This window comes from Actinomycetospora succinea (assembly GCF_004363095.1).
Lineage (GTDB): Bacteria > Actinomycetota > Actinomycetes > Mycobacteriales > Pseudonocardiaceae > Actinomycetospora > Actinomycetospora succinea.
The window spans coordinates 42,009-59,987 of sequence record NZ_SNYO01000013.1 but is presented as its reverse complement, the minus strand read 5'-3'; the positions used below and the strand labels follow the sequence as shown (position 1 = coordinate 59,987).

Genomic DNA, 17,979 nt, shown 5'->3' with positions numbered 1-17,979 from the left:
GCGAGGGGCGTGCAGAGCAAGCACATCGTGGTCCACGGGCGCGTCCAGGGCGTCTTCTTCCGCGCGAGCGCCGAGGACGCCGCGGGCCGTCTCGGGGTCGGCGGCTGGGTCCGCAACCGCGAGGACGGCACGGTCGAGATGGTCGTCGAGGGTGAGGACGACGCCGTCGAGCAGATGATCGCCTGGGCGCGCGAGGGCTCGTCGCAGGCCTGGGTCAGCGGCGTCGACGTCACCGACACCGAACCGCAGGGGCACCGCTCCTTCGAGCAGACGTGAGGCCCGAGCAGGTCCGGCGCTTCCGCCTGCACCGCCAGTTCCTCGCCGACCGGGACGGCACCGACCCGGTCGCGACGGCCCGCCGCCTGCTCGGCGTCCAGGCGCAGGTGCCGTCGGCCGCGGCGCAGGCCGTGGCCGTGCGGAGCCCGGACGGCACCGCCGACGACGGCACCGTCGACGCCGCCCTGGCCGCCGGGACCCTCGTCCGCACCTGGGCCGCGCGCGGCACGCTGCACCTGCTCGCCGCCGACCAGGCGCCGTCGCTGCTCGCCCTGCTGGCCGCCGCGCGGTCGTGGGACAAGGGCTCGTGGCAGCGGGAGTTCGCCACCGCCGAGCAGATGACCGCGCTCGAGGCCGCGGTCGTCGACGTCCTCGCCGACGGCGCCGTCCTCACCCGCGAGGAGCTCACCGCGGCGCTCGTCGCCCACAGCGGCGACGAGGGGCTCGCCGAGGCCATCCGGTCGGGCTGGGGCACGGTGCTCAAGCCGCTCGCCTGGCAGGGCCTGATCTGCCACGGGCCGCCGGCGGGCACGCGGGTGACCTTCACCCGTCCCGCCTGGCCGGGCCTGCCCGACGCCGACGAGGCCGCGCGCACGATCGTCCCCGCGTTCCTCGCCGCCCACGGGCCGGCGACGCCCACCGCCTTCGACGCCTGGCTCCTGCGCGGCATGACCCCGAAGGCGCGGCTGCGGCGCTGGTTCACCGACCTGCTCGCCGACGGCACGCTCACCGAGGTCACGGTCGACGGCGAGGTCCGGTACGCCCGCACCGAGGACCTCGACGACCTCGCCGCCGCGCCGCCCGTGGGCACGAGACTCCTCGGCCCCTTCGACCCCTACGTGCTCGGCGCCGGCACCGCGGACACCGACCTCCTGCCCGCGGAGCACCGCAAGGAGGTCAGCCGCGCCGCCGGGTGGATCGCGCCGGTGGTGGTCGACGACGGTCGGGTGGTCGGCACGTGGAGCGCCGACGACGACCGCCTCGTGCTCGCCCCGTTCGCCGGTCCGGTGGACCCGGGCGCCGAGCCCGCCGTCTGGTCCCGCGTCCTGGGGCGCCCGCTCACGCTCCCGGCGTGACCGGCGCGCGCCCGTCGCGCACCAGCAGCCGCACCACCACCCCGGCGTGGTCGGAGCCGGGGACGACGTGCGTGGTCAGGTCGGCCGGCGCGACCGGTCCGGACACCAGCACGTGGTCGATCGCCGCGAACGGCGGCAGCGTCGAGTCCGTCGGCCACGTCCCGCGCAGCCCGGCGCCGATCGCCGCGGCGGAGTCGCTCCACTCCCCGGACAGGAGCTGACGCAGCGGCCGGTGGTCGAGCGTCGCGTTGAGGTCACCGAGCACGAGCCGCGGCGGGCCCTCGAGCGGCGCGGGCCCCGGCAGGTTCTCGATCTCGCGCGCCCAGCCCTGCGCCTCGTCGCGGAACACGGGCGCGGCGGGGTGGGCGACGACGACGTCGACGGGCCCGCTCGGTGCCAGCACCCGGGCGGTGACCTGCGAGAACACGCCCTCCCGCAGGACCAGGCCCGAGGGGGCGAGCGGGTGGCGCGCGAGCAGGGCCGTGCCGCCCGCACCGTTGCGCGCCCGGGACACGACGAAGGGCAGCTCGGCGCGCAGGCCGGCCGCGGCGAGCGCCTGCTCGGCCCTCGGCGTCACCTCCTGCAGGCCGAGGACCTCGACCTGCTGCTCGCGCACCAGCCCCACGATCGCCTCGGGGCTCGCCTGCCCGAACTTCATGTTGACCGTGGCGACGGTGACCGGCGCGCTCGTCGGGCCGGGCGTGACGATCGGGTCGCCGTCGTCGACCGCCCGCGGCACCACCACCGTCAGCAGGGCGACCGCCGCCACCCCGGCGACCACACCGGCCACGTGCCGCCGCGCCAGGAAGCAGACCGCCGCGACGACGACCGCGACCGCCGCGACGACCGGCGTGAGCGCCAGCAGCCCGAAGGCGAGCGGCGACCCGACCGGCGCCCACCACCAGAACGGCACCCAGGAGGCGACGACCACGGCGGCGGCCATCAGCAGGACGCCGACCACGCGCGACCGCGCCATGCGGCTCACCGGGGGGCGAGCCGCTCGAGGCGCAGCAGGTCCACGCCCGCGCCGTCGACGAGCCGGCCGGTCTCCTCGTAGCCCGCGCGCCGGTAGAGCCGCAGGTTCTCGTCGCTGCGGGCGCCGGTGACGAGCCAGCTGACGTCGCCCGCCGCGAGCTCGGCGTGGGCGCGCTCGAGCAGCGCCCGTCCCACGCCGTGGCCCTGGGCGTCCGGGGCGACCGAGTAGCGCGCGAGCTCGGCGCACCCCGACCCGCTGCCGATGCCGTCCCCGCGCAGGCGCACCGACCCGATCAGCCGCTGCCCCGCCCACGCCCCGAACCCGCGGACGTCGGGACGTCCGAGGTCGGCGGCGAGCCCGGCGACGGTCTCGCGCAGCGGCGGGATCTCGGTGGTGCCGTAGCGGCGCGCCTCGGACAGGTACGCCGCGTACTGCACGGTCAGGGCCTCGCCCGCGTCCGCCGCGCCGAGCTCGGCGACGACGCACGGGGCGAGGTCGACCACGTCAGCCGACCTCGGCCATGACCTCGTCGGAGGCGTCGAAGTTCGAGTAGACGTTCTGCACGTCGTCGGAGTCCTCGAGCGCGTCGATGATCCGCAGGACCTTCCGCGCGCCGTCCGCGTCGACCTCGACGTTCATCGAGGGGACGAACGAGACCTCGGAGGAGTCGTAGTCGATGTCCGCCTCCTGGAGCGCCTTGCGGACGTCGACGAGGTCGTTGGACTCGGTGAGCACCTCGAAGCTCTCGCCGTAGTCGTTGACCTCCTCGGCGCCGGCCTCGAGGACCGCCATGAGCAGGTCGTCCTCGGCCAGCGCGCCGTTGGCCTGCTCCTTCGGGACGATGATGACGCCCTTGCGGTTGAACAGGTAGGCGACCGAGCCCGGGTCGGCCATGGCGCCGCCGTTGCGGTTCATGGCCGTGCGGACCTCGCCCGCGGCGCGGTTCTTGTTGTCGGTGAGGCACTCGACGAGCACGGCGACGCCGCCCGGGGCGTAGCCCTCGTAGGTGATCGCCTGGTATTCGGCGCCGCCCGCCTCGGCGCCGGACCCGCGCTTGACCGCGCGGTCGATGTTGTCGTTGGGGACCGAGGTCTTCTTCGCCTTCTGGATGGCGTCGTAGAGCGTCGGGTTGGCCGCCGGGTCACCGCCGCCGGTGCGCGCCGCGACCTCGATGTTCTTGATCAGCTTGGCGAACATCTTGCCGCGCTTGGCGTCGATCGCGGCCTTCTTGTGCTTCGTGGTCGCCCATTTGGAGTGGCCGCTCATCGTCTCCCCTTCGTCTCGCACGTGCCTCGCGGTCGGTCCGGATGCGCACCGGAGCTCCCGCGGCGCCGCTCCCGGGTGTCCCGGCCGGCACTGGCGACACAGCACTGGCGACACAGACGGCGACTCCGCGCCGCCCACGCTTCCGACGATCCAGTCTACCGAGGTCCTCCCGACGGCGGTGGGACGGTACGGTGCTGACACAGCTGGGTTGTCGTTCGATACCCAGCACGCGACGACAGGAGCCCGATGGACGTCACGACGCGCGAGCGCACCCACACCTGGTCCGACCCCCGCGCGCTCGCCGCCGCGGCGACCGAGCGCGACGGGCTCGCGTTCCTGCAGGCCATGGCCGACGGGACGCTCCCGCCCCCGCCGATCATGACCCTGGTCGGGGCGAGCGTGGAGTCGGTGGAGCGCGGCACGGTGGTCTTCGCCGTCGAGCCCGCCGAGTACCACTACAACCCGATCGGCTCGGTGCACGGCGGCATCTACGCGACGCTGCTCGACTCCGCCGCTGGGTGCGCCGTGCACAGCACGCTGCCCGCCGGCGTCGCCTACACGAGCCTCGACCTGAACGTGAAGTTCCTGCGCCGGCTCACCGCCGACTCCGGCACCAGCCGCGCCACCGGGTACGTCGTGCACTCCGGGCGCAGCACCGCGCTCGCCCGCGCCGAGCTCGTCGACGGCCGGGGCCGCCTGGTGGCCGAGGCGACCTCGAGCTGTTTGATCCTGCGCGACTGAGGAGACCCGCCGCTGGGTGCGGTCGGGCGTGTGGTGGGCTCGACCCGTCGTGCCGTCGAGGACGAAGGGTCCGTATGAGGCGCTCGCTGGTCCTGATGGCCGCCGCGGTCCTCGCGCTCGTGACCGCGTGCGGCGGCGGTGCGGCCGCCCCGCAGGCCCCCGCGGACCCGCCCGACCCGGCCCGCACCGCGTCGGCGGGCCCGGTCGGTGAGCAGGAGCCCGCCCCCGCCGGCGCCGCCACCGCCGCGCTGGTCCCGGCGCCCGTCACGGTCCCGCCCGGCCTCGGCGCGGAGCCGTTCGACGTCGCGCGCCAGGCGCTGGTGCCCGCGGGCTGGACAATGTCGGTCTGGGCTCGCGTGGACGGGGCCCGCATGGCGGCCTTCGCCCCCGACGGCGCGCTGCTCGTCTCCCGTCCCGGCGCGGGCGAGGTCGTGCGCCTCGTCGCCGGTCCGGGCGGCCCGACGTCCACGACGCTGGTCGCCGACCTCACCCAGCCGCACGGGCTGTGGTTCTCCGGCTCGACGCTCTACGTCGCCGAGAGCAACGCGGTGCGCTCCTACCCCTACGCGGACGGCCGGCTCGGCACGCCCACGACGGTCGTCGACGACCTGCCCGACGCGCGCAGCCCGGACCTGCGCGGCGCCTACGCGCACGCGCTCAAGAGCGTCGCGGTCGGCCGGGACGGCGCGGTCTACATCTCGGTGGGCTCGACGGCCAACGTGTCCCCGCAGGACCGCGAGTCGACCCCGCAGCGCGCCGCGATCCTGCGCGTCCCGCCGGGCGGCGGACCCGCCGAGCCCTACGCCCGCGGCGTGCGCAACGGCACCGGCCTCGCGATCGCCCCGGACGGCGCGGTGTGGACCGCGGTGAACAACCGCGACAACATCCCGTTCCCCTACGACCGGCCCTACGGCGAGAACGACGGCTCGGCGCGCGGGCAGGTCATCCCCGACTACGTCGACGACCACCCGCCCGAGGAGCTCGCCCGCCTCTATCCCGGCCGCGACGTCGGCTGGCCGTACTGCAACCCCGACCCCGACGTGCAGCCCGGCGTCCCGGACAGCGCGCTCGACCCCTCCGACGTGCCGTTCGTGGCCGACGCCGAGACCAACCCGGACGGCCGCGCGCTGGACTGCGCGACGCTGACCCCGGTCGAGCAGACGATGGGGGCGCACTCGGCGCCGCTGGGCCTCGCGTTCGGCACGCTGCCGGCGCCCTACGGGCAGGGCGCGCTGGTCGGGGTGCACGGGTCGTGGAACCGGCAGACGCCGCGCGCGCCCGAGGTGTCGTTCTACCCGTGGCGCAACGGCGGACTCGACGGGCAGCGCACGCTCGTCGGCGGCTTCCAGGGGCCCGACGGCTCGCGGTGGGGGCGCCCGGTCGCCGCCGTCCCGGGGCCCGACGGCGCCGTCTACGTCACCGACGACGGGGCGAACGCGGTGTACCGGTTGGCGCCGCCCGGACGCTGACCCCGGCGCCGGTCGTGCCCAACCGTTTCGACCCGGGCTGTGACGGGCACGACACCGTCATGAGCGACCAGATCACCGTGACCCGCACCGTCGACGCCAAGCCCGACCAGCTGTTCTCGCTGCTGGCGACGCCGGGTCGCCACCACGAGTTCGACGGCGCGGGCATGCTGAAGGGCGTCGAGGGCAACGCGACGGTCAGCGGCGTCGGCGACCAGTTCGTCATGAACATGCGCAACGACGTGCTGGGCGACTACCAGATGCTCAACACCGTCACCTCCTACGAGGAGGGCCGCGAGATCGCCTGGGCGCCCCAGCTCCACCCGCTCGACGGCTACACCGACAAGCTCGGCGACGTCACCGCCAAGGGCCACGTCTGGACCTGGAAGCTCGCGCCCTCGGGCAACGGCACCGAGGTCACCCAGGTCTACGACTGGAGCGGCGTGCAGGACGCCCAGTTCAAGGGCTTCTTCCCGCTGGTCACCGAGGACCAGATGACGCAGACGATCGACAAGGTCGCCGACGCCGCGCAGTAGTGCTCACGCCGGGGCCGGTGCTCCCGGCCCCGGCGTGCTGCGCATCCGGTCGTCCGCGCCGAGGCGGTGACCGGCGGCGCACTCCGCCACCAGGGTCACCGGCTCCCCGCAGCCGTCGTGGCGCACCACCACCGGCGGCCCGTCGGCGCGGTGCCGGTCGCCGTACGCCATCAGCGCCAGCAGCACCGGACGGAGATCCAGCCCGGCCTCGGTGAGCCGGTACTCGCGGCGCGTCCGGCGCCCCGGCTCCCGGTACTCCGTCGTCTCCACCAGCCCCGCCTCCGCCAGCACGGCGAGACGGCGGGTGAGCACCGTGCGCGCGATCCCGAGGTGCGCGACGAGGTCGTCGAAGCGCCGGACGCCGTGCAGCAGGTCGCGCACGACGAGCATCGTCCACGGCTCGCCGAGCACGGTCATCGTGCGCGCGATCGAGCAGGCGCCGCTGTCGACGTCGCGCCAGCGCAGTGGTGTGGTCATCCGATCTCCTTCACCAGCTCGATGCCCCGGGCGAGCGTGTCCAGCCGCTGCTCCAGGTCCGCCCCCGCCGGGTAGAGCCGCACCGTCGTGACGCCGGCGTCGCGCCACACCCCGAGGCGCTCCCGGACCCCGTCCTCGGTGCCGATCAGCGTGGTCGCCGCGACCATCTCGCGGGGCACCGCCGCGGCCGCGTCGTCGCGCCGCCCGTCGAGCCAGAACGCGCGGACCTCGGCGGCGACGTCCTTCCAGCCCTGGCGGGCGTAGGCATCGTGGTAGAAGTTCCGGCTCGCCGAGCCCATGCCGCCGAGGCTGAAGGCGAGCCCGGCGCGCCGCTCGTCGAGCATCGTGGCGAGCTCGTCGTCGTCCCGCGCGAAGGCGATCTCGGCGCCCTGGCACAGGTCGAGGTCGGCGAGCGTGCGCCCCGCGGCCGCCGCCCCCTCGGCCAGCGGCTCCAGCGACGTCGCGGCGCCCTCGGGGACGAAGCTCGTGCCCAGCCAGCCGTCGGCGACCTCGCCGGTCAGGCGCAGCATCCGCGGCGACAAGGTGGCGAGGTGGATCGGGACCGGCCGCTCGGCGGTCACCGACACCCGCATCGGGCGCGCCTCCCCGCCGGGCAGCGGGAGCGTCACGTGGCGGCCCTCGTAGGTGACCTTCTCGCCGGCCATGACGCGGCGCACGACGTCGACGGTCTCGCGCATCCGGCCCAGCGGGTGGGCGAACGGGACCCCGTGCAGGCCCTCGAGCACCTGCGGCCCCGAGCTGCCGAGACCGAGCAGGAAGCGGCCCTGCGACATCGTCTGCAGGGTGAGGGCGGTCTGCGCGATCAGGGCCGGGGAACGCGTGCCGACCTGGACCACCCCGGACCCCAGCAGCATCCGTTCGGTGCGCGCGGCGAGGTAGCCCAGCGGCGACGGCGCGTCGGAGCCCCACGCCTCGGCGACCCAGCACACGTCGAGCCCGAGGCGTTCGGCCTCGACGACGAAGTCGACGGTCTCGGCCCACGGCGCCCCGGAGGCCTCGATCGTGGTGGCCGTCCTCACGACTCGGCCCTCACGACTCGGCGCGCGCCTTGATCCCCGCGAGCGTGCGCTCGATGCTCGCCTGCCACTCGCGCAGGCGGCCGGCGACGATCCGCTCCTCCTTGTCGGGCATCTTCTCGATGACCTTGTTCAGGTTGGACGGGCCGGGGCCCATCTGCGCCCACTGGTGGAGCTCGGTGCCGCCCTCGACCGGCGTGAGCGTGAAGCGCCACAGCGCCGAGGGGTTGTCGGTGTCCATCACGGCCCAGGTGAAGCGGCGCGCCTCGTCGCACTCGACGACGGTCGAGACGGTCTCCCACTCGCCGGCCTGCGGGTGGGCGTTGCGGCCGCGGAACCGGTGCCCGACCGCCGGCGCGTCCCCCTCGCCGGGCCCCTCCGGCGCCGGGAGCCACGTCGCCTCCTGCAGCTCCTCGGAGGTGTCGGCGACGAGCTCGATGTCGCGGACCAGCGGCCACACCTGCGCGGGCGGCGCCGCGATGTGGACCTCGGCCTCGACGGTGGGGCGGTCGGCGTAGCGCATCGTCGCAGGGTAGACCGAGCTGGGTTCGCCCGCGATATCCAGCCGCGGTCCCATGCACTCACGCGCATGACCTGCCATGACGCGGCGCGGAACCGCGGCTAGCCTGCCGACGGAGATCGATTCCGAGAGGGCGGTGGGCATGACGGCGTGGGCCGGACTGGCGGCACGGGCGGCGGGCACGATCGCGACCGGGGTGGTGGGCGTGGCCGTGGTCGAGGGCGTCCGCAAGATCGCCACCGGGGCGCGCCTGCACGAGGCGGCGGTGAGCGTGACGACGGCGGGCCTGCGCGGCGCGCGGGTCGCGGAGGCCGGCGCCGAGCGCGTCCGCCTCTCGGCGGGCGACATCGTGGCCGAGGCCCGCGGGCGGCTCGGCGAGGAGGCGCCGGCGCCCGGTTCCGGGACGGGTGGGCACGATCACGAGCACTGAGCCAACGCACCTGCCCACGGACCTGCCCGTCGTCTCCGACGCGGCCGGTCGCGTCCGGTTCGCGACGCCCTGGCTGCGCGATCGTGTCGCCCTGGCCGTGGCGGTCGAGGACGCGCTCGACGCGGTCCCGGGTGTCCGCCAGGCCCACGCACACCCCCGGACCGGCGCGGTCGTCGTCTGGTACGACCCGGGCTCGACGGCGCGCGCGGCCCTGCCCTCCGTCATCACCGGGGTGACCGCCGCCGCCCCGGCCCGTCGCGCACCCCGCTCGGCGGACGTCGGCAACGGCGACCTGCTGCGCATGGCCCTCGGCGCCGTCGCGCTCCTGCTGCTCGGCGGACGGCGCTACGTCCTGCGCCGTCCCCCGGTGCTCGGGCCGACGAGCCGGCTCGCGGCCACCGGCGTCACGATCGTCACCGGCTACCCCTTCCTGCGCGGGGCCCTGCGCTCGCTGGCCGGCGGGCGCGGCGCGGGCACCGACGCCCTCGTCTCGGCGGCCACCATCGCCTCGCTGGCGCTGCGCGAGAACGTCGTCGCGCTCACCGTGCTGTGGCTGCTCAACATCGGCGAGTACCTGCAGGACCTGACGCTGCGGCGCAGCCGGCGCGCGATCTCCGACCTGCTCTCGGGCTCGCGGACCCGCATCTGGGTGCGTGCGGACGGGGGCACCGAGGTGGAGGTCGACATCGCCCGCCTCGCCGTGGGCGACGAGGTCGTCGTGCACGAGCAGGTGGTGCTGCCGGTCGACGGCGTCGTGGTGGAGGCGAGCGAGGGCGGGGCGGTCGTCGACCAGGCCGCGATCACCGGCGAGAACCTCCCGGTGCAGGTCGAGGCGGGCGCGGCGCTGCCGGCGGGCTCGGTGCTGCTGCGCGGACGAATCGTCGTGCGGGCCGAGCGCGTGGGCACCGAGACCGCCCTCGGGCGCATCGTCGAGCGTGTCGAGTCCGCGCAGGCCGACCGCGCACCGATCCAGACCGTCGGCGAGACGTTCTCGCGGCGCTTCGTCCCGACGTCGTTCGCGGTGTCGCTCGCCACGCTCGTCGTCACCCGCGACGTGCGGCGGGCGATGACGATGCTGCTGGTGGCGTGCCCGTGCGCGGTCGGGCTGGCGACGCCGACGGCGATCAGTGCGGCGATCGGCAACGGCGCCCGGCGCGGCATCCTCGTCAAGGGCGGCTCCCACCTCGAGGAGGCGGGGCGCGTCGACGCCGTCGTGTTCGACAAGACCGGGACGCTGACCGTCGGGCGGCCGGTCGTCACGAACGTCGTGTCGTTCGACGACGACGTGACCCCCGAGCAGGTCCTGGCCCTGGCGGCGAGCTCGGAGATCCACTCGCGGCATCCGCTGGCCCAGGCCGTCATCCGCTCCACCGAGGAGCGGCGCATCGAGATCCCGCCGCACGAGGAGTGCGAGGTGCTGCTCGGCCAGGGCATGCGCGTGCAGGCCGACGGCCGCACCCTGCTGCTGGGCTCGCGGGAGCTGCTCAGGGCGCAGAAGGTGACGATCTCGCGGAAGGCCCACGGGTGGGTCCGGAAGCTGCAGCGCGCAGCGGAGACCCCGCTGCTCCTGGCGGTCGACGGGCAGCTCACCGGGCTCATCAGCCTGCGCGACACCGTGCGTCCCGAGGCCACCGAGGTGCTCGCGGCGCTGCGGGCCGACGGCGTGGAGCGGATCGTCATGCTCACCGGCGACCACCCCGAGACGGCCGCCGCGGTGGCCGCGGAGCTGGGCGTCGACGAGTGGCGCGCGCAGGTCCTGCCCGAGGACAAGCAGGACGTGGTCCGCGAGCTGCAGGCCGCCGGGCACACGGTGGCCGTGGTCGGCGACGGCACCAACGACGCGCCGGCCCTGGCCCTCGCCGACATCGGCATCGCGATGGGCGTCGGCGGCACCGACGTCGCCGTCGAGACCGCGGACGTGGCGCTGGCCGGCGACGACCTCGCCCGCCTGCTCGACCTGCGCGACCTCGGCCGGCACTCCATCGCGCTGATCCGGCAGAACTACGGCATGTCGATCGCGGTGAACGCCGTGGGCCTGCTGGTCTCGGCGGGCGGCGCGCTGTCCCCCGTCGTCGCGGCGATCCTGCACAACGCCTCGTCCGTCGCCGTCGTCGCCAACTCCTCCCGTCTCATCCGCTACCGCCTGACCCCACGTGCGTGATCTTCTGAGCTATCACTCAGAAGATCACGCACGTGGGCCAGGGCCTCGACGGTCTCGGTGGTGCGGGCGGGGTCGCCGGTGGTCTGGACCATGAGCGCGAAGCGCCGCAGGCCGGTGGCGGCGGCGGTGCCCTCGAGGTGCTCGGCGAGGTCGTCGACCGTCCCGACGGGGTGCAGGCCGCAGAGCAGGTCGGTGTAGGCGACGGGGTCGCGCAGGGTCCGCGGGGCGCCGTCGGCGCGCACGTGGCCCGCGAGCCCCGGGCCGAGCCAGGTCGGCAGGGCCGCGCGCACCGCCCGCTGCGCCGCGGCGCGCGTGCTCGCGACGTGCGCGATCCCGACGCCGACGTGCTCCCCGGCGCGCCCCGCCCGCGCGTCCCACCGCCGGACCATGGCGCCCCGCTCGGCGTCGTCGGCGTGCATCCCGAGTAGCAGGGGCAGGTCGCGGTCGGCGGCGAGGTCGACGGTGGCGGCGGACGTCGCCGCCACCCGCACCGGCGGGCCGCCGGGTGTCGCCGGGCACGGCACGACGCCGACCTCGGGGAACGTGAGCGTCGGCCCCTCCCCCGCGACCGGCCCCCGCCACGCCCCGAGCAGCGCGTCGAGCTCTTCGGCGAACCCCCGCTCGAACCGTGCGGTCCCGCCGCCCTGCACCACCAGCTCGCGCCACGGCCCGCCCCGCCCGACGCCGAGCGTGAGGCGCCCGGGCGCGAGCTGGTCGAGCATCGCCGCCTGCTCGGCGAGCGCCACCGGGTGCCCGACCGGCAGGACGCTGACCGCGGTCCCCACGCCGATCCGCGGCGTGGCGGCGAGGAGGTGCGCCGCGAGCGTCGTCGCCGACGGGCAGACGCCGTAGGAGACGAAGTGGTGCTCGGCGAGCCAGACGTCGTCGAGTCCCCGACGGTCGGCGAGCACGGCCAGGCGGACGGTCTCGGCGAGCGCCTCGCCGTGGGATCGCCCGGGCCACTGCGGCGAGACCAGGAAGAGCCCGAGACGCACGGTGCTTGAACATGCATCGCCGCGCATGACTTAGAGTAACCACTCGTTCGGCGCAGCGTCACGAGAGGGGTCCCGGGTGAAGGTCGCGTTCGTCGGCAAGGGTGGGAGCGGGAAGACCACCTGCGCCTCGCTGTTCGCGCTCCGGGCGGCCGCCGCCGGCGCGCCGGTGCTGGCGCTGGACGCCGACATCAACCAGAACCTCGCGGTCGCCCTCGGCGCGACCGAGGAGGACGCCGCCGGGCTCCCGACGCTGCCCGGGCACCTGGGGCTGATCAAGGAGTGGCTGCGCGGCGACAACCCCCGCATCCCGTCGGCCGACCAGATGATCAAGACCACGCCGCCCGGGCGCGGGTCGCGGCTGCTCCGCGTCGTCGAGGACAACCCGATCTACGACGCCGCCGTGCGCGAGGTCGTGCCCGGCGTGCGGGTCGGCCTCGCCGGAGCCTTCGAGGACGCCGACCTGGGCGTCGCCTGCTTCCACGCCAAGACCGGCGCGGTCGAGCTGCTGCTCAACCACCTGGTCGACGGTCCCGGCGAGTACGTCGTCGTCGACATGACCGCGGGCGCCGACGCCTTCGCCTCCGGCCTGTTCACCCGCTTCGACCTGACCTTCCTGGTCTGCGAGCCGACCCTGGGCTCGGTCGGCGTCTACCGCCAGTACGCCGGCTACGCCCGCGACTTCGGCGTACGGCTCGCCGTGGTCGGCAACAAGGTCGCCGACGAGGGCGACGTCGCGTTCCTGCGCGACGAGGTCGGCGACGACCTGGTCGGCGTCCTCGGCCACTCCGGTCACGTGCGCGCCGGCGACCGCGGCGCCTCCCGGGACGTCGCGGGCCTCGAGCCCGACAACGCCGCCGTGCTCGACGACCTGCGCGCCGCGGTCGACGCCGTCGACAAGGACCCCGACCGCTATCAGGCCGACGCGGTCGCGATGCACCTGCGCAACGCCGGCGCCTGGGCGGGCCCCGCGCTCGCCGACCAGGTCGACCCGGACTTCGTCCCCGCACCCGTCACGCTCTGACGACAACCCACCCGGAGGTCACACCATGTCCCTGGACGTCTCCCCCGAGCTGCTCGACAGCGCCGCCCGCGGCGAGGTGAGCGACGCCGACTTCGTCGACTGCGTGCGGACCTCGCTGCCGTACGCGTGGACGGTCATCTCCTCGACCGTCGCGGACCTGGAGCTCTCCGACGGCGAGCTCGCCGACCACGAGGTCCCGCCGCCGAGCGAGGCCGAGCGCGGCCAGCTGCTGCGCGCGCTCGCGTCCGACGCGATCCGCGGCGGCCTCGAGCGCCACTTCGGCGTGAGGCTCGCGTTCCAGAACTGCCACCGCGTCGCCGCGTTCCGACCGTCGGCGGTCGACGGCGCGACGTACCGCGAGTTCACGTCGCCGCGGGGCCAGCTGCTCAACCAGTCGCCGGAACTCCGGGACTGCTAGCACGGACCTGGCGCAGGAACAGGTCGTGCAGGCGGGCGTCGCCGGTCTGCTCGGGGTGGAACGCGGTGGCGATCACCGACCCCTGGCGGACGGCGACGACCTTGCCCGACGCCGGTCCGCGCACGGTGCCCGGGACGCGGGCGAGCACCTCGACGCCCCGGCCCGTCGACTCGACCCACGGCGCGCGGATGAACACGGCCCGCACCGGGCCGCCCGCGACCCCGGTGACGGCGAGGTCGGTCTCGAACGACTGCACCTGGCGGCCGAACGCGTTGCGGCGCACCGTGATGTCGAGCGCGCCGAGCTGGTGCTGGTCGGGCCGCGCGTCCACGGCCTCGCGGGCCAGCAGGATCATCCCGGCGCACGAGCCGAACGCCGGCATCCCGGCGCGCAGGCGCTCCCGCAGCGGCTCGAGCAGCTCGAACGCCTCGAGGAGCTTCGAGAGCGTCGTCGACTCGCCGCCCGGCAGCACGAGGCCCGCGACCTCGGCGAGCTCCGCGGCGCGGCGCACCGGGCGCGCGTCGGCGCCGCAGGCCCGCAGGGCGTCGAGGTGCTCGGGGACGTTGCCCTGCAGGGCCAGGACGCCGACGGGGGTGCTCACGCCTCCAGTCTAGGAACCGTTCAGCGGGGCAGGACCGACCGCAGGACGCGCTGGGTCGCCGACGTCGCCGCGTGGTTCCAGGCGCTGATCGGGGCGGTCACGACGGACTTCGCCCCGCGGCTCCAGGCGTCGATCGGAGCCTCGGCGATCGAGGTCGCGGCGCGCGTCCACGCGGTGATCGGGGACAGCGCGACGGCGGTGACGCCCTCGTTCCAGGCCTTCACGGGCGTCTCGACCCAGATCCGCGCGGCGCGCGCCCAGATCTCGACCGGTGTCAGGGGTCGGTTGCTCATGTCCTCCGACGCTACGGACCGAGCAGCCCCGTCCGGACCCGGCGGACGCCCCGGTCGCATCCGGCGCAGGCGCCTCGGTCACCCGGACCCGGCGGCCGGCCGGTCACAGGATCGGCGTCCCGCCCGTGACGGCGATCCGGGCGCCCGAGACGTAGCTGGCCTCGTCGGAGGCGAGCAGCACGTACACCGGCGCGAGCTCGGCGGGCTGCCCGGCGCGGCCCAGCGGGGTGTCCTTGCCGAACCCCTCGACGTCCTCCGCGGGCATGGTCGCCGGGATCAGCGGCGTCCAGATCGGCCCGGGCGCCACGCTGTTCGCGCGGATGCCCCGCTCGCCGTACTGCCGGGCCAGGGCCGCGGTGAAGTTGGCGATGCCGGCCTTCGTCGCGTCGTAGGCGATCAGCCCGGGCGGCGGGTTGTCGGAGTTCACCGACGTGGTGTTGATGATCGAGCCGCCCGCGCCCATGTGCGGCAGGGCGGCCTTCGTGACGTGGAACAGGGCGTCGAGGTTCACCGCGATCGTGCGGTCCCACTCCTCGTCCGGGACGTCCTCGAGGCTGGGGCGCACCATCTGGAACGCCGCGTTGTTGACCAGGACGTCGATGCGGCCGAACGCCTCGACCGTGCGGGCGACCAGGTCGCGGCAGGCCTGGGGGTCCGAGAGGTCGCCGGGCACGCGCACCGCCGTGCGCCCCGCCTCGGTGACCAGGCGCTCGACCTCGCGCCCGTCCTCCTCCTCGGCCGGCAGGTGGGCGATCACCAGGTCGGCGCCCTCGCGCGCGAAGGCGATCGCGACGGCCCGCCCGATGCCGCTGTCGCCGCCCGTGATCAGGGCGATCTTGCCGGTCAGGCGGCCGTGGCCGCGGTAGGACTCCTCGCCGCAGTCGGTGAGCGGCGACATGAGGTGCTCGTGGCCCGGGTGCTCCTGCTGGTGGCCGCCCACGGCGACTCCTCCCGATCGGGGACTGCCGTCACCGGACGGGGTCACCGATCGGGGCGCCGCGCATGCGGCGGCCGGGGGGTCAGGCCGGGTGTCAGCCGGTGCCGGGGTCGCCGAAGCGGGCGCGGTACTCGTCGACGTGCTGCGAGGCGCACATGCGCTCCTCGTGCTGGCCCTGGGCCTGCGCCATGCACTCGTCGAGCGTGAGGCCCTCGCCGTAGGTGCCGATCCCCAGCAGGCCCGGCACGACCAGCACCGCCCCGACGACCAGTCCGACGAGGGACAGGACGAAGCCGCCGAGGGAGGCGCCGCCGCTGCGGTGACGGTCGTGGAACGCGCGACGCGACCCGACGAACCCGACCACGACGCCGACGACGCCGAGGGCGACGCCGAGCCACCCCAGCCAGTCCGTATCCCAGATCAGGCCGGAGAGACCGGTACCGACGGCCAGGATGCCGAGGGAGAGCGCACCGGTGCCCAGACCACCGTCACGTTCCCGCGGATCGGCGCTCTCGCGGGCAGGGGGCGGGGCGGACGTCATGGCGCGATCGTGCCAGGCGCTCACTCGGCGGCGTTCGGGTACCGCTCGTTGAACTCCGTGAGGTGCTGCGACTTGCACATGTGCATCTCGCGGGCCGTCGACGACTGCTCCATGCACTGGTCGAGCGTCAGCCCGTCGCCGAAGCCGCCCGAGCCGAACAGCGTCGGCCAGACGATGATCGCGCCCGCGACCAGCCCGATGGCCCCGGTGACCAGGCCGCCGAGCGACGAGGCGCCGTCGGTGGCGAGGTTGTGGAACGCGCGGCGCGCGCCGAGGTAGCCGGCGACCACCGCGGGCAGGCCGAGCACCACGCCCGCCCAGCCCGTCCAGCACGTCGCGGCGGCGAGCAGGCCCAGCACCAGGGCCGGGGTGCCCATGCCGTTGCGCTTCGCGGGCTCCTCGACCGGCTCCTGCTCGACGGGCTTGCGGCGGGCAGGACGCGGGGACGCCGCAGGGGTGTCGTTCCCGACGGCACGCATCGTCTCGGTCCGCGCCTCGGGGTCGACCGGGGAGCCGTGCGAGGTGCTCATCGGGACCATCGTCCCACGCGTCCGGGTGATCGACCCGTGAGCGTCACCAACCGCGGGTCGCGAGACGCTCGCTCTCGGGCATGTCGGAGGTCGTCAGCCCGACCATCGCCTCGCCGAGCCCCGCCGAGACCTTGGCGATGACGTCGGGGTCGTCGTGGAAGGTCGTCGCCCGCACGATCGCCTCGGCGCGCTTCGCCGGGTCGCCTGACTTGAAGATGCCCGAGCCGACGAACACGCCCTCCGCGCCGAGCTGCATCATCATCGCCGCGTCGGCCGGGGTCGCGATGCCGCCGGCGGTGAACAGGACGACGGGCAGGCGCCCGGCCTCCGCGACCTCCTGCACCAGCGTCACCGGCGCCCGCAGCTCCTTGGCCGCCGCGTAGAGCTCCTGGGTCTCCATCCGCGACAGCGCGCGGATCTCCGAGCGGATCGCGCGCATGTGCCGCGTCGCCTCGACGACGTTGCCGGTGCCCGCCTCGCCCTTCGAGCGGATCATCGCCGCGCCCTCGCCGATGCGCCGCAGGGCCTCGCCGAGGTTGGTCGCGCCACACACGAACGGCACGGTGAACGCCCACTTGTCGATGTGGTGGGCCTCGTCGGCCGGGGTGAGCACCTCGGACTCGTCGACGTAGTCGACGCCGATCGACTGCAGCACCTGGGCCTCGACGAAGTGCCCGATGCGCGCCTTGGCCATCACCGGGATCGAGACCGCCTCGACGATGCCGGAGACCATGTCGGGGTCGGACATGCGGGCGACCCCGCCCTGCGCGCGGATGTCGGCGGGGACCCGCTCGAGCGCCATGACGGCCACGGCGCCGGCGTCCTCGGCGATCTTCGCCTGCTCGGGCGTGACCACGTCCATGATCACGCCGCCCTTGAGCATGTCGGCGAGGCCGCGCTTGACCCCTCCGGTGCCGGTGGCGGGGGCGGTGTCGGGCCTGGTCACGGTGGTCCTCCGGTGGTGCACATCGACGGCGGCGTCTCGTCGCGATGGTACGGCCGCGTGAGGCCCCGGTGACGTGATGCGGTGCACGCCTACCGCCCCTCTCAGCGCAGGGCCTCCATCATCGCCAGCAGCTCCGCCCACACCCGCTCCAGTGCGCCGGGCTCGTCGGTGACCGCGAGCCACAGGGCCGCCTCGTTCATCGCCCCGCCGAGCAGGTGGGCCAGCGGCTCGACCGGGCGCGGCGCGAGCACGCCCCGGGCCACGAGCGTCTCGAGTGCCTCGACGAGGTGGCGCCCCGAGGTGGCCTCGTCCACCGCGCGCCACTCCGTCCAGCCGAGCACCGCCGGCCCGTCGACGAGCGCGATCCGCGCGACCGCGGGGTCGGTGCTCGCCACCAGGAAGGCCCGGCTCCCGGCCGTGAACTGCGCCCACGGGTCGTCACCCTGCGCCTCGGCCGCCGCCACGACCGCCGCGGCGACCCCGTCCAGGACGTCGGCGAGCACCGCGCGGAACAGGTCGGTCTTGCCGTCGAACTGGTGGTAGAGCGCCCCCTTGGTGACGCCCGCCGCGGCCACGATCTCGGCCAGCCCGACGTCGCCGTACCCGCGCGTCGCGAACAGTGCCCGCGCCTGCTCGACGAGCGCGCGGCGCGTCCGCTCCCGCTGCTCCACCCGCACCCCGGCCACGCGACCTCCTCGGGAAGGGACTTGACGTACCGATGGTACGTCAGCATTC

23 protein-coding genes are annotated in these 17,979 nt (G+C 75.2%); 9 read left to right on the top strand and 14 right to left on the bottom strand.

The window, feature by feature from the left end; translation table 11 throughout:
* Positions 1–9 precede the first annotated feature (9 nt).
* A complete protein-coding gene (locus EV188_RS28685) occupies positions 10–276 on the top strand; it encodes an acylphosphatase (RefSeq protein WP_133829752.1) in 267 nt (88 codons plus the stop codon).
* Positions 273–1,352, top strand: a complete 1,080-nt coding sequence (locus EV188_RS28680; RefSeq protein WP_166660141.1) for a winged helix DNA-binding domain-containing protein — start codon at positions 273–275, stop codon at positions 1,350–1,352. The genes EV188_RS28685 and EV188_RS28680 overlap by 4 nt, the downstream gene beginning before the upstream one ends.
* Here EV188_RS28680 and EV188_RS28675 read toward each other — a convergent pair.
* From EV188_RS28675 to EV188_RS28665, 3 genes are read right to left on the bottom strand one after another with little or no spacing between them, the layout of a single operon-like run.
* A complete protein-coding gene (locus EV188_RS28675; RefSeq protein WP_133829750.1) occupies positions 1,336–2,328 on the bottom strand; it encodes an endonuclease/exonuclease/phosphatase family protein in 993 nt (330 codons plus the stop codon). The two genes, EV188_RS28680 and EV188_RS28675, sit on opposite strands and share 17 nt — an antisense overlap.
* Positions 2,329–2,333: 5 nt before the next feature.
* Positions 2,334–2,831: a GNAT family N-acetyltransferase gene (locus EV188_RS28670; RefSeq protein WP_133829749.1), complete on the bottom strand. Its 498-nt coding sequence runs from the start codon at positions 2,829–2,831 to the stop codon at positions 2,334–2,336.
* 1 nt (position 2,832) lies between these two features.
* Positions 2,833–3,594 carry a YebC/PmpR family DNA-binding transcriptional regulator gene (locus EV188_RS28665; protein ID WP_133829748.1) on the bottom strand — a complete coding sequence of 254 codons (762 nt, stop codon included), beginning with the start codon at positions 3,592–3,594 and terminating at the stop codon, positions 2,833–2,835.
* A gap of 246 nt (positions 3,595–3,840) precedes the next feature.
* Here EV188_RS28665 and EV188_RS28660 point away from each other — a divergent pair, with 246 nt between their 5' ends.
* From EV188_RS28660 to EV188_RS28650, 3 genes are all read left to right on the top strand, one after another.
* Positions 3,841–4,335: a PaaI family thioesterase gene (locus tag EV188_RS28660; RefSeq protein WP_133829747.1), complete on the top strand. Its 495-nt coding sequence runs from the start codon at positions 3,841–3,843 to the stop codon at positions 4,333–4,335.
* A gap of 74 nt (positions 4,336–4,409) precedes the next feature.
* Complete coding sequence (locus EV188_RS28655; RefSeq protein ID WP_243742072.1) at positions 4,410–5,804, top strand: PQQ-dependent sugar dehydrogenase; 1,395 nt, start codon at positions 4,410–4,412, stop codon at positions 5,802–5,804.
* A 59-nt stretch (positions 5,805–5,863) separates the two neighbouring features.
* Positions 5,864–6,337: an SRPBCC family protein gene (locus tag EV188_RS28650; protein ID WP_133829746.1), complete on the top strand. Its 474-nt coding sequence runs from the start codon at positions 5,864–5,866 to the stop codon at positions 6,335–6,337.
* A gap of 3 nt (positions 6,338–6,340) precedes the next feature.
* Here the strand turns inward: EV188_RS28650 and EV188_RS28645 are convergent, their stop codons facing one another.
* Genes EV188_RS28645 through EV188_RS28635 form a run of 3 tightly spaced genes read right to left on the bottom strand, consistent with a single transcriptional unit; the run spans position 6,341 to position 8,374 of the window.
* Positions 6,341–6,814 carry a winged helix-turn-helix transcriptional regulator gene (locus tag EV188_RS28645; RefSeq protein WP_243742071.1) on the bottom strand — a complete coding sequence of 158 codons (474 nt, stop codon included), beginning with the start codon at positions 6,812–6,814 and terminating at the stop codon, positions 6,341–6,343.
* Positions 6,811–7,854, bottom strand: a complete 1,044-nt coding sequence (locus EV188_RS28640) for an LLM class flavin-dependent oxidoreductase (RefSeq protein ID WP_133829745.1) — start codon at positions 7,852–7,854, stop codon at positions 6,811–6,813. The genes EV188_RS28645 and EV188_RS28640 overlap by 4 nt, the downstream gene beginning before the upstream one ends.
* Before the next feature lie 10 nt (positions 7,855–7,864).
* A complete protein-coding gene (locus EV188_RS28635) occupies positions 7,865–8,374 on the bottom strand; it encodes an SRPBCC family protein (protein ID WP_133829744.1) in 510 nt (169 codons plus the stop codon).
* Between the two features lie 139 nt (positions 8,375–8,513).
* Between EV188_RS28635 and EV188_RS28630 the strand changes: the two genes are divergently transcribed.
* Both EV188_RS28630 and EV188_RS28625 read left to right on the top strand, forming a co-directional pair.
* Complete coding sequence (locus EV188_RS28630) at positions 8,514–8,801, top strand: DUF1490 family protein (protein ID WP_133829743.1); 288 nt, start codon at positions 8,514–8,516, stop codon at positions 8,799–8,801.
* Positions 8,779–10,962, top strand: a complete 2,184-nt coding sequence (locus tag EV188_RS28625; protein ID WP_279536778.1) for a heavy metal translocating P-type ATPase — start codon at positions 8,779–8,781, stop codon at positions 10,960–10,962. The genes EV188_RS28630 and EV188_RS28625 overlap by 23 nt, the downstream gene beginning before the upstream one ends.
* Here EV188_RS28625 and EV188_RS28620 read toward each other — a convergent pair.
* Positions 10,938–11,957 carry an LLM class flavin-dependent oxidoreductase gene (locus tag EV188_RS28620; RefSeq protein ID WP_133829742.1) on the bottom strand — a complete coding sequence of 340 codons (1,020 nt, stop codon included), beginning with the start codon at positions 11,955–11,957 and terminating at the stop codon, positions 10,938–10,940. The two genes, EV188_RS28625 and EV188_RS28620, sit on opposite strands and share 25 nt — an antisense overlap.
* 76 nt (positions 11,958–12,033) lie before the next feature.
* Here EV188_RS28620 and EV188_RS28615 point away from each other — a divergent pair, with 76 nt between their 5' ends.
* The gene (locus EV188_RS28615) at positions 12,034–12,978 is read left to right on the top strand and encodes an ATP-binding protein (protein WP_133829741.1); all 945 of its coding nucleotides are present in this window, start codon (positions 12,034–12,036) and stop codon (positions 12,976–12,978) included.
* 25 nt (positions 12,979–13,003) lie between these two features.
* Complete coding sequence (locus EV188_RS28610; protein ID WP_133829740.1) at positions 13,004–13,396, top strand: SCO5389 family protein; 393 nt, start codon at positions 13,004–13,006, stop codon at positions 13,394–13,396.
* Here EV188_RS28610 and pdxT read toward each other — a convergent pair.
* From pdxT to EV188_RS28575, 7 genes are all read right to left on the bottom strand, one after another.
* Positions 13,365–13,997, bottom strand: a complete 633-nt coding sequence (gene pdxT / locus EV188_RS28605; protein ID WP_133829739.1) for a pyridoxal 5'-phosphate synthase glutaminase subunit PdxT — start codon at positions 13,995–13,997, stop codon at positions 13,365–13,367. The genes EV188_RS28610 and pdxT overlap by 32 nt on opposite strands.
* 20 nt (positions 13,998–14,017) lie before the next feature.
* Positions 14,018–14,290: a hypothetical protein gene (locus tag EV188_RS28600; RefSeq protein WP_133829738.1), complete on the bottom strand. Its 273-nt coding sequence runs from the start codon at positions 14,288–14,290 to the stop codon at positions 14,018–14,020.
* A 103-nt stretch (positions 14,291–14,393) separates the two neighbouring features.
* The gene (locus EV188_RS28595) at positions 14,394–15,188 is read right to left on the bottom strand and encodes a glucose 1-dehydrogenase (protein WP_133829839.1); all 795 of its coding nucleotides are present in this window, start codon (positions 15,186–15,188) and stop codon (positions 14,394–14,396) included.
* 133 nt (positions 15,189–15,321) lie between these two features.
* Positions 15,322–15,768 carry a hypothetical protein gene (locus EV188_RS28590; RefSeq protein WP_133829737.1) on the bottom strand — a complete coding sequence of 149 codons (447 nt, stop codon included), beginning with the start codon at positions 15,766–15,768 and terminating at the stop codon, positions 15,322–15,324.
* 20 nt (positions 15,769–15,788) lie between these two features.
* Positions 15,789–16,298, bottom strand: coding sequence for a hypothetical protein (locus EV188_RS28585; protein ID WP_133829736.1), 510 nt, complete (start codon positions 16,296–16,298; stop codon positions 15,789–15,791).
* Positions 16,299–16,341: 43 nt separating this feature from the next.
* On the bottom strand, positions 16,342–17,244 hold the full coding sequence (pdxS, locus tag EV188_RS28580) for a pyridoxal 5'-phosphate synthase lyase subunit PdxS (protein ID WP_133829735.1): 903 nt from the start codon (positions 17,242–17,244) through the stop codon (positions 16,342–16,344).
* 101 nt (positions 17,245–17,345) lie between these two features.
* Positions 17,346–17,930, bottom strand: a complete 585-nt coding sequence (locus EV188_RS28575; RefSeq protein WP_133829734.1) for a TetR/AcrR family transcriptional regulator — start codon at positions 17,928–17,930, stop codon at positions 17,346–17,348.
* Positions 17,931–17,979: the final 49 nt, after the last annotated feature.

Bases quoted from the DNA above. Each gene is read 5' to 3' on its own strand.
- EV188_RS28650 (WP_133829746.1), top strand. From the start codon at position 5,864: ATGAGCGACCAGATCACCGTGACCCGCACCGTCGACGCCAAGCCCGAC.
- EV188_RS28655 (WP_243742072.1), top strand. From the start codon at position 4,410: ATGAGGCGCTCGCTGGTCCTGATGGCCGCCGCGGTCCTCGCGCTCGTG.
- EV188_RS28600 (WP_133829738.1), bottom strand. From the start codon at position 14,290: ATGAGCAACCGACCCCTGACACCGGTCGAGATCTGGGCGCGCGCCGCG.
- EV188_RS28590 (WP_133829737.1), bottom strand. From the start codon at position 15,768: ATGACGTCCGCCCCGCCCCCTGCCCGCGAGAGCGCCGATCCGCGGGAA.
- EV188_RS28645 (WP_243742071.1), bottom strand. From the start codon at position 6,814: ATGACCACACCACTGCGCTGGCGCGACGTCGACAGCGGCGCCTGCTCG.
- EV188_RS28660 (WP_133829747.1), top strand. From the start codon at position 3,841: ATGGACGTCACGACGCGCGAGCGCACCCACACCTGGTCCGACCCCCGC.
- EV188_RS28630 (WP_133829743.1), top strand. From the start codon at position 8,514: ATGACGGCGTGGGCCGGACTGGCGGCACGGGCGGCGGGCACGATCGCG.
- EV188_RS28635 (WP_133829744.1), bottom strand. From the start codon at position 8,374: ATGCGCTACGCCGACCGCCCCACCGTCGAGGCCGAGGTCCACATCGCG.
- EV188_RS28585 (WP_133829736.1), bottom strand. From the start codon at position 16,298: ATGAGCACCTCGCACGGCTCCCCGGTCGACCCCGAGGCGCGGACCGAG.
- EV188_RS28665 (WP_133829748.1), bottom strand. From the start codon at position 3,594: ATGAGCGGCCACTCCAAATGGGCGACCACGAAGCACAAGAAGGCCGCG.
- EV188_RS28675 (WP_133829750.1), bottom strand. From the start codon at position 2,328: ATGGCGCGGTCGCGCGTGGTCGGCGTCCTGCTGATGGCCGCCGCCGTG.
- EV188_RS28595 (WP_133829839.1), bottom strand. From the start codon at position 15,188: ATGTCGCCGCTCACCGACTGCGGCGAGGAGTCCTACCGCGGCCACGGC.
- EV188_RS28610 (WP_133829740.1), top strand. From the start codon at position 13,004: ATGTCCCTGGACGTCTCCCCCGAGCTGCTCGACAGCGCCGCCCGCGGC.